14 protein-coding genes are annotated in these 14517 nt (G+C 41.8%); 12 read left to right on the top strand and 2 right to left on the bottom strand.

Going from position 1 to position 14517, the window contains the following annotated elements:
* Positions 1–132 precede the first annotated feature (132 nt).
* From H7844_11125 to H7844_11100, 6 genes are all read left to right on the top strand, one after another.
* A complete protein-coding gene (locus H7844_11125; GenBank protein MEO5357837.1) occupies positions 133–573 on the top strand; it encodes a transcriptional repressor in 441 nt (146 codons plus the stop codon).
* Positions 574–581: 8 nt separating this feature from the next.
* Positions 582–1490, top strand: a complete 909-nt coding sequence (locus tag H7844_11120) for a zinc ABC transporter substrate-binding protein (protein ID MEO5357836.1) — start codon at positions 582–584, stop codon at positions 1488–1490.
* An 11-nt stretch (positions 1491–1501) separates the two neighbouring features.
* Positions 1502–2251 carry a metal ABC transporter ATP-binding protein gene (locus H7844_11115; protein MEO5357835.1) on the top strand — a complete coding sequence of 250 codons (750 nt, stop codon included), beginning with the start codon at positions 1502–1504 and terminating at the stop codon, positions 2249–2251.
* A gap of 7 nt (positions 2252–2258) precedes the next feature.
* The gene (locus H7844_11110) at positions 2259–3059 is read left to right on the top strand and encodes a metal ABC transporter permease (GenBank protein ID MEO5357834.1); all 801 of its coding nucleotides are present in this window, start codon (positions 2259–2261) and stop codon (positions 3057–3059) included.
* Positions 3060–3306: 247 nt separating this feature from the next.
* Positions 3307–4242: a hypothetical protein gene (locus H7844_11105; GenBank protein ID MEO5357833.1), complete on the top strand. Its 936-nt coding sequence runs from the start codon at positions 3307–3309 to the stop codon at positions 4240–4242.
* Between the two features lie 10 nt (positions 4243–4252).
* Positions 4253–5860 (top strand): ATP-binding protein, encoded by a 1608-nt coding sequence (locus H7844_11100; protein ID MEO5357832.1) that lies wholly within the window; start codon positions 4253–4255, stop codon positions 5858–5860.
* 61 nt (positions 5861–5921) lie between these two features.
* On the opposite strand, the gene H7844_11095 is transcribed toward H7844_11100, so the two are convergent.
* Positions 5922–6227: a DUF1640 domain-containing protein gene (locus H7844_11095; GenBank protein ID MEO5357831.1), complete on the bottom strand. Its 306-nt coding sequence runs from the start codon at positions 6225–6227 to the stop codon at positions 5922–5924.
* A 429-nt stretch (positions 6228–6656) separates the two neighbouring features.
* On the opposite strand from H7844_11095, the gene htpG reads away from it, so the two are divergent.
* Positions 6657–8558, top strand: a complete 1902-nt coding sequence (gene htpG, locus H7844_11090) for a molecular chaperone HtpG (protein MEO5357830.1) — start codon at positions 6657–6659, stop codon at positions 8556–8558.
* A 58-nt stretch (positions 8559–8616) separates the two neighbouring features.
* Entirely contained in the window at positions 8617–9357 is a 741-nt protein-coding gene (locus H7844_11085) for a DsbC family protein (GenBank protein MEO5357829.1), read from the top strand.
* A gap of 79 nt (positions 9358–9436) precedes the next feature.
* Here the strand turns inward: H7844_11085 and H7844_11080 are convergent, their stop codons facing one another.
* The gene (locus H7844_11080) at positions 9437–10216 is read right to left on the bottom strand and encodes a PhzF family phenazine biosynthesis protein (GenBank protein ID MEO5357828.1); all 780 of its coding nucleotides are present in this window, start codon (positions 10214–10216) and stop codon (positions 9437–9439) included.
* A gap of 278 nt (positions 10217–10494) precedes the next feature.
* Here H7844_11080 and H7844_11075 point away from each other — a divergent pair, with 278 nt between their 5' ends.
* From H7844_11075 to H7844_11060, 4 genes are all read left to right on the top strand, one after another.
* Entirely contained in the window at positions 10495–11157 is a 663-nt protein-coding gene (locus H7844_11075; protein MEO5357827.1) for a hypothetical protein, read from the top strand.
* Positions 11158–11160: 3 nt separating this feature from the next.
* Positions 11161–11856, top strand: a complete 696-nt coding sequence (locus H7844_11070; protein ID MEO5357826.1) for an HAD-IA family hydrolase — start codon at positions 11161–11163, stop codon at positions 11854–11856.
* An 8-nt stretch (positions 11857–11864) separates the two neighbouring features.
* Positions 11865–13439 carry an L-aspartate oxidase gene (nadB, locus tag H7844_11065; GenBank protein ID MEO5357825.1) on the top strand — a complete coding sequence of 525 codons (1575 nt, stop codon included), beginning with the start codon at positions 11865–11867 and terminating at the stop codon, positions 13437–13439.
* 239 nt (positions 13440–13678) lie between these two features.
* Positions 13679–14242: a flavin reductase family protein gene (locus H7844_11060; protein MEO5357824.1), complete on the top strand. Its 564-nt coding sequence runs from the start codon at positions 13679–13681 to the stop codon at positions 14240–14242.
* Positions 14243–14517: the final 275 nt, after the last annotated feature.

Raw genomic sequence — 14517 nt, 5'->3', positions numbered from 1 at the left:
GTGATTGCCTGTGTTTTTTAAGTATTATTAATTTGAGATGATTTTCCGGAGTACAGCCTTTGGTGAGCCCCCGTATGGAAACAATTCCATCTCTTGACTTATGCAACTAAGTTGCATTATTGTAAACATGACATGCAGGTTTTAACGGAATTAATTAAAGGCCTCAAGAAAAGTGGTTTCAGGCTAACCCGTGCGCGGAAGCAGATACTTGAAATAATCTACGCCTCCGTTGCGCCGCTTTCTATTGTGGACATTATTGCGGAGCTTTCAGCACGCAACCTTCCGGTTAACAAGACTACCGTCTATAGAGAGGTAACTTTTTTACAAAACCAGAATGTTGTAGAGGGAATTGATTTAGGTGACGGCAAAATGCGCTACGAATTAAGACACGATGGTTCACATCATCACCACCATCACCACCTTGTGTGCTTAAAATGCCGGAAGGTTGAGTGCATCCATTTTGATAATTGCCTGGTTGAGGAGCAAAGAAAAGTTTCGGAATTATGGAATTTCAAAATTATTAACCATTCACTTAATTTTTTTGGGTTCTGTTGTGCCTGTAGCGACAGATAGGAGGGGCTATGATTAAAATTATGAGAACAGCAATAGTTATAGTATCAATATTTTCATTTTTTCCGCCGGAGCCTTCAGCCTCTGATAAAGTTAAAATAGCCGTGAGCTTCTATCCGCTGTCATTTATTGCAGAAAGGGTTGGAGGCAGCCACGTTGAGGTAATAAATATGACCCCTGCCGGTGTGCAGCCACATGAGTTTGAACCAACAATGAAATCCATAAAAACCGTTTACTCATCCCACCTTTTTTTATACAACGGAGCAGGGTTTGACTCATGGGCGGAGAAACTCGCACCGGAGTTGAAAAAAAAAGGAACGGTCACTGTTAATATGTCATCATACATGGTTTTATTAAACGCATGGAATGACTCCGGCAAAGCGGATACAAAGGCACATGACCCGCATTTTTGGTTAGACCCTGTGTTGATAAAAAGAGAGGTGGAGGTAGTACGCAACGCATTAATTAAAAAAGACCCGGCTAACCGGGCTGACTACGAAAAAAACGCAGCCTCTATCAGCACTAAATTTGATGAGCTAAACAACAGGTATTCTCTTGAGCTGAAAAACTGTAAGCACAAGGATATTGTTGTAAGCCATAGTGCTTTTCAGTACATAGCAAAACGTTATGGCTTAAATATGTTTTCGATTCTTGGCGTAACCGCCTCAGGGGAGCCGTCCCCAAAAAAACTAGCGGAACTGTCACGGATTGTTAAAGAGAAAAACATAAAATACGTTTTCTATGAATCCCTTCTCAGTCCTAAACTTGCGCAAACACTATCTAATGAGGCAGGTGTGAAAACACTGACGCTCAATACGTGTGAGGGGCTCACAGATGATGATATAAAAGCCGGCAGGAACTACTTGTCACTTATGGAAGATAATCTTAAAAACCTGAAAACAGCCTTGCAGTGTAATTAAAGACATAATACATGCAACAGAATTGTATAGAGACCAGGGGTTTAGAATATAGCTACAGCAGGGAAAAGGTTCTTGAGGATGTGACCTTTACAATTAAAGCGGGCGGCTATGTCGGATTAATCGGGCCCAATGGCGGCGGCAAGACTACTCTGATTAAAATACTACTCGGTTTGATAAAACCCGATTCCGGAGATGTCCGTGTGTTTGGTGAAAAAATCTGTAATTATAAAAAGAGATACCATCTGGGATATGTGCCACAGCAGGGCTCAGCACTTAATGTGTCATTTCCGGCAACAGTTTCAGAAATAGTCAAAAGCGGACGCACGGCAAGGGTCGGTCTTTATAAGAGATTTTCAGTTAAAGACAACGAGGCAGTCAACAATGCTATGGAAATAGCAGGCGTGTCTGAGTACAAAGACAGACTGACGGGGAAACTATCCGGAGGGCAGAGGCAAAAAGTTTTTATCGCAAGAGCTTTGGCCACAGAGCCAAAAGTCCTTTTTCTTGACGAACCTATGGTTGGAATAGATATTGTCTCCAAAGAAACATTCTATAGCTTTTTAAGACGCCTTAACAAGGAAAAAGGTATTACCATTGTGTTTGTATCACACGACCTTGGTGTGGTATCGGAGGAGGTGGAAACAATACTGTGTTTAAACAAAAAACTGTTTTGCCATGACAACCCCGGCCCAACCGGTATAAATAAGCTTATAGAGGACTCCTACGGCAAGAAAGTATCCGCTGTAAGCCATATTCATTAAAAAACTTATGATGGAGATATTTGATCATGCCTTTATGGTGAGGGCTTTTTGGGCAGGGATACTTATAGCCGTCACAGCTCCGGTTATAGGCATATTTTTAGTGGTTCGGAGGTATTCCCTTATGGCCGATACGCTTGCACATGTGTCGCTGGCAGGGGTGGCAATCGGTCTTTTAACTAAAACATATCCGCTTATATGGGCAACCGTGGTTTCTGTGGCTACAGCCATCGGGATAGAGACCCTTCGTAAGTCAAAACGAGTTTACAGTGAGGCCTCGGTAGCACTGTTTTTCTGGGCAGGTATGGCAGTTGCCGTAACCCTGATAAGCATAGCAAGGGGGTTTAATGCCGAGCTTTTCGGTTTTCTGTTTGGTAGTATCGCAACAGTGTCGGAAGGGGATTTATATTTCATCGGTCTCTTAGCATTTGTCGTTGTTTTAGTGATTTTTCTTCATTTTAAAGAATTTTTTGCAGTTGCCTTTGACGAGCAGCTTGCACAGGTAAGCGGTATGAGGGTAAAGGCCTTTAATATCGCCCTGGTCGTGCTTGCCGCCATCAGCATAACTGTTGCAACAAGGATAGTCGGCATTTTGCTTATAGGCGCTCTCATGGTTATTCCGGTACTTTCCGCTATGCAATTTTGCAGAAGTTTTAAACAGACCATGGCAATTTCCATGGCAATTTCCCTTGCCTCAGTCATTGTGGGCCTCTATGCCTCTTACTACATGGACATTGCAAGCGGCGGTGCTATTGTTCTCCTTGCTCTGGCATTTTTCTTTGTTTCCTCTGTTTTTAATAAAAATAATTAATTTTTTACAAAGAATAAACAACAGGGTCGCTGTAGCAGTGATTGTTATTATGGAAACACCACCTTACGTGGTTGCATATAAGAATGTTCTTTGGTGTAACTTGATACTGTTTCTCTGTCTATGTAAAAATAGTGGTTGAAAATATTAGTAGTAAAGAATATAATAGGTAGGGCATTAATCAAGCGGGAATAAGAGTGTTCCAATGAGTTCAAATTGCCCGGGAGCAACTAAGGTGAGAAGGCGTGGGATGAAAAAATTTTTTAAAAGAATACTCACAATTGTCTCTATTCTTACGTGTATTGCTCTGCTGAGCCAGAGAGATTCAGCCTTGTCGGCAGAGACAGGGAGAGTCACTGTTTTATTAGTAAAAAACAGAGAAAACCGCAACGTAACTCTTGCTCTTGAGGGGTTTAAGAGTAGTTGTAATTGTAATATTTCAGAACTGACCATGCGCGGTGCAGAAGCAGAGGATATTACAAAAGATGCTTATAACGCAGGTGCCTCAGCAGTGCTGGCAATCGGTGACGGCATATCACATACTGTTAAAAATATCTCGGAGTTTCCTGTCTTGTATATTCTTGATTCCTCTGTTGAAAGTACACCGGCTGTGAATAATGCTTTGTATGGAATAGATATGACGCTTCCTGCAGAGAGGCAGGGAGAGGGCGTCTTTAATATATTTAACGAAGTTAAAAATATTGGTATTTTTTATGATGCCGACAAGGAGAGCATGGTTAAAAAGTTGCAGGTTTATTTTAAAAGCAGAAATGTAAATGTGATTGAATATAAGATTACCGCACCCGCAGATGTAACAAGTGCTCTAAAGGCATTGACAGGCCGGATTGATTTGTTTTGGATGATACCTGCTGCAGGCATATACAGAAAAGAAATGACTGAGCATATATTTACAAGTTTGATGGAAAGAAGGATTCCAGTGGTGACATTTTCAGAAAAATATTTGGAAATGGGAGCAGTGCTTTCCGTAGAGGCGGAACCATATGATCTTGGCAGGCAGGCGGGAGAGCTGCTACGCACGGAGATTTTAGTTGACGGAGCAGTGAAAGGCAGAAAGTTTTTGCCTCGCAAGTGTGGTTTTGTTATTAACTCTGTGGTTGCCGAAAGAATAGGTATTAAATATAATAAGACGTATTTACAGCAAAACCACGCTATTTTCAAAAAATAGGTGATACAACATGTTAACTAAACTTACAAAAAACTTAAACAAATGTATAAAAGACTTAAGTAAACGGGTAATTGCAAAGTTACTTTTTTATTTTATAGTTTCAATAACTATTATTATGACTTTATTTGTCACTTTTTTTGTGAATGAGCAAAAGGAATTGATAAAAGCCCAGGTAGTCATAGAGGGGCGCAATGACGTCAAAATATTAGCTAAGAGTATCAAGCTTGGTGTTTATATGACTAATGCAGAGATTTTGGATTCACACATACAGGACTTTACCCTTGTGGAAAGTATTTTGGACATAGTTGTTTTTGACAATAAAACTGATGTAATTAGAAATGCCAGAAAAGATAAACCAGTGAAGGCCACTGATGACGATATAATGATTATGAAAAAAATTTCAGCAAATAGAAAGATAATAGAAAATGAATATTTTCATGAGATAGAGTTTTGGGCGCCGGTAATGTTTAGCACCGGTGTCTCAAATGACTATTCTCTTTATCGTGATCTGCCGGATAATAAAGAGCTTCCGGAGGAAATCATAGGTTTTGTCAAGGTGGTTTTTGACAAAAGAAAACTTATCAAGAGCACAGATACTATTATGCTTAAAAGTGTCTTCATTTCTTTTTCACTTGTAATAATGTTTATTGCTATCGCCTTTTTCATACTGGAAAAGAGTCTTAAGTCAATAACAAACCTGACAAAACAAGTAACCCAATACGAAAAAGACAGTACATACCAGATGGTAAAAGTTTCAAGTGATGATGAAATAGGCCAATTGGTCAAATCTGTCTGTAATTTAATGGGAACTTTGAAAGAGCGCGAGACAGAAAAAAGAAATTTGGAAAAAGAGTTGAGAAATGCAGAGAAACTGGATGCCATAGGCCGTTTCACGCGTAATATAGCGCATGATTTTAATAATCTGTTGACTGTTGTAACAGGGCAGGCCAGAACTCTACAATTGAAGCTACCTGCTGACCACTTCGCCCACACATATTTAAACAATATGGTAAAATCATCTGAGGTAGCTTCCAGTCATGTCAAGAGTCTTTTTGAGTATTGCATAGAGACAACGCTAACGCTGACACAGACCTCTGTAAATGAACTCATTGTTTTAAATATAAGCTACTTACGAGGCCTTATTCCCGATAATGTTAAAATTATATTAAATATTACACAAGAGGATACTTCCGTAACGGCTGATTTGTTAAAAATCAACCAGTTACTAACCAACATCATAATTAATGCCTGTGATGCAATGCCTCAGGGTGGCCTCATAACCATTTCCACCTCGCTCGCTGAAATTTCTACCGAGATTCAAAAGATACATAAGCTAGATGGCCTTAAATTCACTAAACTGGTTATATCAGACACGGGTGAGGGCATAACTGAAGAAAATGCAAGGAAAATCTTTGAACCATTCTTTAGCACTAAAAAAGACTCCGGCAAAGGAGCCGGTCTTGGCTTATCCATAGTTATCGGCGTAGTAAAACAACACGGAGGTTTCATTAGTGTTGAGAGTAAAGTCGGCCATGGGACGTCCTTTAACATTTACCTACCATACAACAGGGATTTTGGGCAAGAACAATATAAAGAGCATAAAAATGCAGGCAATTAAGCAGGGGACAGAATCGGCGCTCATAAGTTTTATAGGAATGTGGATTAGAAAAGTGAGTTACTTAAGAAGCCCTAAACAACCGGAACATGACAGCCATTAAGCTGGCCTGTGCTACGAGCATGGCGGCTACCCACTTAATTATGTCGGACTTGGACGATTCTATTTTAACTTCGAGTCTCGATTCAAGCTCTTTTAAATCACGGGCAAGTTTAGATTCAAGTTCTTTTAAATCCAGCTTAGTTGCAAGGTTTTTCTCTAGTAATTCAGATAAGACCTCAGTTTGTACCTCAGCCTGTTCTTCAGTGAACCCTACAGCTTTAAGTTTTTTCACATACGCATGGGTATCAAAAATTACACTTTCGCTCATGTTCTTAATCTCCTTTCTACTTAATGTTATAAAAATACCCGCTCGGTTGTCAACCCGAAAACCGGCATAGAGGTAAGAAAAACGAGTAAAGGAGTTGAAATTAAAGGAGATAATAAGAAGTAAGAAATCACCGGAGAGGTTTAGCAAAAAAAGCTCTCTAACAGATCGAGTGGGTAGAAAAGTATATACTGATTTTAGTATTGTTGATGAAAAAATAAACTTTTTATAGTAGAAAAAAATGGATAGTCTGCTATAATCTGAAATTTCTGCTCAAAAACCACTTTTAGCGGGCTACCGGTTTTTCTATATTGGATTTCGGGTGCCGGCGGCATGTTGATTTCCACTCATATGCTATGCTAAAATGTCAATTGTGGGGAACTTAGTGATTTCCTTATTAAGATATTTATTGAGACTGGAGGTATATTAAAAATGGCAAAGGAAGTGCTGGAGTTTAAAACAGAAGTAAATCAATTACTGGATTTAATGATCCACTCACTGTATTCTCACAAAGAGGTTTTCCTCCGTGAGCTTATCTCTAACGCCTCAGACGCTATAGATAAGGCCCGTTACGAGTCTCTAACAAACAGTGAAATGTTACAAGACGGCGGGGACTGGAAAATCAAATTATCGATAGACAAAGAGGCCGGCACTTTAACAGTAAGCGACAACGGCATCGGCATGAACAGGGAAGAGGGCATAAGAGAACTTGGTACGATAGCACGCTCAGGTACTATGGAGTTTCTGGCAAAACTCAGGGAGAAATCCCCCGAGGACTCCACAGAGTTAATCGGACAGTTCGGAGTCGGTTTTTACTCATCTTTTATGGTGGCCGACAGAGTGGTGCTGATTTCAAAAAAGGCAGGCACTAATGACTCTTTTAGGTGGGAATCAACGGCTGACGGTACCTTCACTGTTGAAGATACACAGAAGGAAACACGCGGAACTGATGTCATCCTTCACATCAAAGATGATGAAAAGATATATCTCTCCGATTACGAACTACGGCGTATTGTTACAAAGTACTCCGACTACATAGACTATCCGGTTGTTATAGACGTTGAACGTGAAAAAGAAAGCGAACTGGAAAAGGGCAAAAAATATAAAGTCATAGAAGAGGAAAAACTTAATTCCCAAAAAGCCATCTGGCTAAGGGATAAGTCCGAAATAACAGAGCAGGATTATAACGAATTTTATAAGCATGTTGCCCATGATTTCACTGACCCGATGAAAGTCATACACTACAAGGCCGAGGGAATGACCGAGTTTACCGCCTTGTTGTTTATACCCTCACGGATGCCCTTTGACATTTTCTACAAAGACTTCAAATACGGTCCCATGCTCTATGTAAGACGCGTCCAGATTATGGAGCACTGCGAGGAGCTGTTTCCACAATATCTGCGGTTTGTAAAAGGAGTGGTTGATTCCTCCGATCTGCCCTTGAACGTTTCAAGAGAAATCTTGCAAAACAACCGCCAGATAGAGATTATCAATAAAAATGTGACAAAGAAAATGTTAGACACCCTCTCTGATATGAAACAAAATGAGTTTGACAAATATCTGGAATTTTATAAACAATTCGGAAAAATTCTGAAAGAGGGTATTCACTTCAGTTATGAAAAACGTGAGACTGTGGCAGACCTGCTACTTTTTAAGTCCACAAACACTGAGCCTGAAAAATATACCACTCTGAGGGATTACATCAACAACATGAAGGAAGACCAGAAGCACATTTACTACATAACGGCCTCAGCCTATGACGATGCTATGCACTCGCCCTATCTGGAGACTTTTAAAGAAAAGGGCTATGAGGTGCTGATTCTCCTTGATGAGATAGACGACATGATATTTGCCGGATTTCAGTACTCCGGCAAGGACTTTAAGTCAGCCCTGCGCGGGGATATAACCCTGGATAAGGCTAAAGAGGAGCAGAAGAAAGAGAGCGAGATAAAGTACAAAAAACTTCTCGATTTAATCAACACAAGACTTAAAGATGATATAAAGGAAGCGAGGTTTTCCGGCAGGCTGAAGGACTCCCCATGTTGTCTTGTCGGAGATGAGGGTGCAATGGATGCAAACATGGAAAGACTGCTTCGCTCAATGGGCAAGGATATTCCCAACATTAAGAAGATATTTGAACTTAACCCGGCTCATCCCCTTGTGGAGGCGATGAATGAGCTCTTTGAAAAAGATCAAAACAGTGAGAAACTCTTAAAATACATTGACATGCTCTACAATCAGGCATTAGTTTTGGAGGGAAGCCGGCCAAAGGATTCCCTTTTCTTTGCATCGATGGTTTCAGAGCTGATGGTCAGGGAAATGAAAAGCAATTGAGGATAATCACACGGAGCCTTTTTCAGGGCTAACAAATAAAAATAATGGAGAGTGAAAAGTGTTAAAAAAACTGATCATTTTTCTCAGTGTTTTCTTTGCGCTGGCTGCTTTTTGCAGTGCAGAGACACCTGAGGAGTCTTTTAAAAAACTGTTCCCACATGTCAAATATGACTCGATAAAGGAGTCTGCTGTAAAGGGAGTCTATGAGGTGTTGGCAGGATCTGAGTTAGTTTATTTTGATCCGGCAACCGGTATTTTAATATTGGGCGAGATGCGCACAAGTGACGGGAAAAACCTGACCTCGGCAAGATTAATGGAAATAATAAAGGAAAAGGTTAAACACATTCCCTCGGAAAAAGGTATGAAAATCGGTAACGGTAAAAATATTATTGTCGAATTCACCGACCCGGACTGCCCATTTTGCAGAAAAGTTGACACCTTCCTGAAAACCAAAAAGGATATTACCCGTTATGTGTTCTTCTACCCATTGCTTCAACTTCACCCCAACGCTGAGAAGAAGAGTAAGTTTATCCTCTGTGCCAAAGATAAAGTTAAGACCTTCTATGATGTCATGGAAGGAAAGTATGATGAGAAGGAAGTAACTGAATGTAAGGACGAAAAAGTGGAGGATACGATAAAGGAATACCGCAAACTGGGGGATACGTTAGGTATATCCGGTACTCCGTTTTTAATTGTAAATGGCGAGCCTGTAAATGGCGCTAACTTCCCGCTCATCAACAAGTATCTTGGAGAGCCGGAGGAGCATCCGGTTGAAAAAACACCTTCCGGTGAGAAATAAACTATACGTGGCAACATAAAAGGGAAAGGGCTTTGCCCTTTCCCAAAAAACTGGAATCAGGCAATAAATCAATGTGGTATCATATCTCAATGGTTCCTTCCAAATATTTTATTGCCGTGCCTGAAATTAAAACTCTGTCTCCTTTCAACTCGCAAATCAGCTCACCCCCACGCGCCGAAATTTGCTTTGCTTTAAGTTTTTTTCTACCAAATACCTCTGCCCAATAAGGCATAAGCTGCGTATATGCTGAGCCGGTTACAGGGTCTTCCGGTATTCCATATTTTGGTGCAAAAAATCTGGCTACAAAATCGTACTCTAATGATGGGGCAGTAACAATAACACCTCGAAGGTCTAATTTTTTTAGGTACTCATGGTTTGGAACAATGTTGGCTATATCCTCATGGTTTTCAAACACTACGACGAAGTCCTCGCATCTAAGGCACCCAACAGGTACCCGCCCCAATCCTTTAATAACCTCCTCCGGTGTTTCACAGGGCAGTGGAGGTTGTGAGGGGAAACTCATAGTAAGTATCCCATTTTTTCTTGAAACTACCAGCGGCCCCGAAAGAGAGTTGAATGTTACTGAATCCGGCTGCAATCCCAGAATATTGAATAATACAAAAGCAGATGCAAGAGTTGCATGACCACAAAGCCTAACTTCTTTTATTGGAGTAAACCAACGGATATGAAAAGCATCTTTTACCGGAACAAAGAACGCAGTTTCCGAAAGATTATTTTCTTCCGCTATTGCTTGCATAATGCCTTCACTTAACCATTCGTTTAGAGGAACAATCGCGGCAGGATTGCCCTTAAAAGCCATATTAGCAAAAGCATCTATCTGATAAATTGACAGTTTCATGCTCTGATGATGTAAACATAATAATACTTTAACATACGAACTTCCCTATAGACGGCCATGTTTTATGTCCCACCATGGGGCCAAACTAATTCCCCGTTTTTTAGTTAATAAATTATATAATTAAACCTGCAATTAAGGCTACTTATAAGTATTAGCACCTCCTTTTTTTTACCTTATACCCATGTCTTGGAGAAAACCTCAACCCCCCTGTACTCTTTACAAATGTCCGGCATTATTATAGAATTGATTAACATTAAAAATTTGGAGGGCTTAACAGTATGGAAGCAGACATTTTAGCATACATGGAAAGGCTGTCGCAAATATTTTCAGCCATAGAAGCCGACTACAAGACAGCCCAGGAGCACTACAGCGGTTTTAACTGTGACGGCTGTGAGGATAACTGTTGTACCACGGTGTTTAACCACTACACGCTGCTTGAGTACTTTTATCTCTGTGAGGGACTCACTAAGATTACCGATCAGGCACTTTTGAAAGTAATATTTATGAGAGCGCAGATGTACTACTCAGAGGTGGCAAAGAAACCGTTTAACATGGAGTCATTGAAAATCATGTGTCCGCTTAACTTCAATGACAAGTGCGTTGTGTATGAAAACAGACCGCTGATATGCCGCTCACACGGCGTCCCATCGGTGCTGCAAGTAAATACGGCTCCGGCTCAACGCTGGCCTGGTTGTAACAGATTTAAGGAAAACTTCGCCAAAAACGCAGAGGGCAACTTTGAGCCCGACTACTACTTTAACAGAACTCCCCACTACTCACAGTTTGCCGCCCTTGAGGGAGACCTTAGGAGTGATTTTACGTATTTTCATAAGTTTAAGAAAACCATAGCTGAAATGGTGCTTGATTACTTTAACGAGGAAATGATTGAGTTTTCCGCCAATGGATGCTTTAAAACCAAAATGTGCGGCAAGGGGGAATAGTTTATGAACATCCCGGAGGTGAAGGCAGCCCTGTGGGGCGACAATAAAGGCAGTAAAGGACACATAACCCACGTGCTGCTCGATATGGACGGCACGCTTGTGGATAAGTACTTTGACGATTACTTCTGGAGACACCTAGTGCCGCAGACTTATGCCCAAAAACACAATATCACATTCGGCAAAGCCTCTGAACAGCTCTTTGCTCGCTACAAGCACCACGAGGGAACACTAAACTGGACCGACATTGATTTCTGGTCAGAGGAGCTTGGAATAGACATCCCGGCACTCAAAGAGCAGATCAATCATCTCATAGAGGCACACCCACACGTAGAGGAATTTCTCAAAGTGCTCAGAAAATACAAAAAACACGTTGTCCTTGCCACAAATGCCCACTACAAAACTATTGCACTCAAGATGAAGAAAACCGCCCTCGGGAAATACTTTGATAAGGTCATAACCTCACTGGATATGGGTGTGCCTAAGGAGTACGAGGGGTTTTGGATAAATGCACAGCATACACTGGGGTTTGACAAAGAAAACACGTTGTTTATAGATGACACTTTAGATGTAGCCCGCAGTGCGGCGGACTTTGGTATCAGCTATGTGCTTATAAAAAACATGGCAAGCTCACGGGAAACCATGTCAAATAACAGCGAACTGTTATCTTTTGACAGCTTTAACGAGCTTTTGCCGGAGTAGCACAGATAGTGGATGTCGAAAGGGTTGATTACCTGATAATAGGCAGCGGAGTGGCAGGCCTGCGGGCTGCCATAGAGCTTGCGCCACACGGCAGCGTCTGTGTCATAACTAAGGACATAGTGAGTGAGTCATGCACGGAGTATGCTCAGGGGGGGGTTGCTGTGGCTCTAAGCGATGAGGACACCATTGGAATTCACTTTGAGGATACGATAAAGGCAGGGGACGGGCTTTGCCGTGAGGCTGCTGTAAGGGTGCTGGTTGAGGAAGGCCCTCAGAGGATAGTGGAGCTGATGTCGTGGGGAATGGAATTTGACAAAAGCGGCACAAAACTTGAGTTTACCCTTGAGGCGGCTCACTCAAGACGGCGGGTGCTGCACGCCTCCGGAGATTCCACCGGCAAAGAGATAGAACGGGTTTTAATAACTAAAGCCCGCAGTTTTGCATCTGTCAGGAAATATTCGTTTTCGTATGTCCTTGATTTAATAGTGCAGGATGGGGTTTGCTATGGTGCTTATGTACTTAAAGATAAAAATATCGTTGCACTTTTGGCAAAGGCCACTATTTTGTCAACAGGTGGAATCGGTCAGATATTTTCACGTACAACTAATCCCGGTGTGGCAACTGGGGACGGGATAGCCGTGGCTTTCAGGGCGGGCGTAATTTTATCTGATATGGAGTTTGTCCAGTTTCATCCGACAACCCTGTATGCGCCCTCTGCTCCTCAGTTTTTACTGACCGAGGCATTGCGCGGTGAGGGGGCATATATTAAAAATATACACAAGGAGCGGTTCCTCAGTCTTTACACCCCTGCTGCCGAGCTTGCTCCAAGGGATATTGTCTCCCGCGCCATAGTGTCTGAGATGGTGCGGACAAACAGCCAGTTTGTTTATCTTGACGCCACGCATCTTGATAAGGACTACCTAAAGAGGCGTTTTCCGATGATCTACACAACCTGCCTGAAATACGATATAGATATAACCTCAGAGCTGGTTCCGGTCTCCCCGGCAGCCCACTACATGATGGGTGGCGTAAAGACCGACGACGGCGGCAGGACTAACATAAAGGGGCTTTTTGCCGCTGGAGAGGTTGCCGGAACCGGTGTTCACGGCGCTAACAGGCTTGCCAGCAACAGTCTGCTTGAGGGGCTGGTGTTTGGACAGAGGGCGGGAGTCAGTGCTCTTAATGAAAATGTCGATTATTCCGCCATAAAACCCTATGATATTAATTTATCCGCACACACAATTGAGGAGCCCGATGAGCTAAGAAGCCTTCTAAGAAAACTCATGTGGGAAAAGGCAGGTATTATCCGTTGTAACATATCACTTACAGAGGCGGTCACTGCTTTAAGAAAATGGGCACACATCTTATCATCAAACTATATGACCCGCTATGAAAATGAAATAAAGAACATGTTTCAGACATCGTTTATGATAGTAGTGTCCGCCCTTTACAGAAAAGACAGCATTGGAGCACATTTCAGGTCGGATTTTGCCTCTAATAAAACAGATACCGGCTTTTACCATATAACACTCCGCAAGAACGAGAATTTTTGTGACAGTATCGAGATTACTACATCACCTTAAAAAGAGCCGCAACCTAATACCAAGCAGCAGTCAGAAGTAAACACAGGCGGCTGGGAGAAAGCGACTTCTTCCCTTACAGGGGATTCCCCTTTAGAGGAGCCTTGAGCTTTGACGGAGCCAACGAAGTTAGACGATTGAATGCAACTTGGTATTATGTTATGCTATAAAGCGTACAGGCTGGGAAATGTATGTTCTCCAGTTGCGGAGAGAATGATGAAGCGCTTAAGGAGGTGGCTTTTATGGCGAAGATAACAATTGAGAAAAATCTGTTTTGTTTTCCGTGGACACAAACAATTCTTGGGACACATTTAAACGGTAAGACTAATTTTATGGCGCTTGACTGGTTAACAAGGACAAATTACAACCCGCCGCTTCTGGGAGTGTGTGTTAATAAGGTGAATGCATCATGCGGGGCGGTTATAGAGACAGGTGAGTTTAGCGTAAACCTGCCTTCTGAGGATATGCTTGAGGTAACCGACTACGTTGGTATCGTTTCGGGCAAAAGAGTGGATAAATCAAATGTTTTTGAAGTGTTTTACGGAGAGTTGAAACATGCTCCAATGATAACTCAATGTCAGCTTACCATGGAGTGCAAGGTTACAAACACCGTGGAGCTTCCGTCAAATTATTTTTTCATCGGTGAAATCATTAATATTTTTGTTGAGGAAAGCTCACTTTCGGACGGCAAACCGGACATAAAAAAAATAAAACCTTTTGTGCTGACTATGCCTGACAACAGGTACTGGTCTATAGGAGATGTCATAGGGAAAGCATGGGATGCCGGGAAATCATTTAAAAAGTAGGAAATTTAACGTCTGGACCATCACCTGTGATACGCGGAGTTTGTAAAACAAAAGTTTCTTCAGAGGATTAGGGCATCTGTCTGAAGTAACCCGAAATCCGATATAGAGGAGAGAAAACCGAGTAAAAGAGTTGAAATAAAAGGAGATAATAAGAAGTAAGAAATCACCCGAGAGGTTAAGCAAAAAAAAAGGCTCTTTACCGAAGGAGTGGGTAGAAAAGTAAGAAGTAACCTCTGTCGCCTTAGACACAGTAGCCTACAGGTAAACGTGGAGGT

The sequence above is a fragment of the Nitrospirae bacterium YQR-1 genome (assembly GCA_039908095.1).
Lineage (GTDB): Bacteria > Nitrospirota > Thermodesulfovibrionia > Thermodesulfovibrionales > Magnetobacteriaceae > Magnetomonas.
Note: the sequence above shows the minus strand (reverse complement) of the source record. Positions and strands in the feature narration are given on the sequence as shown.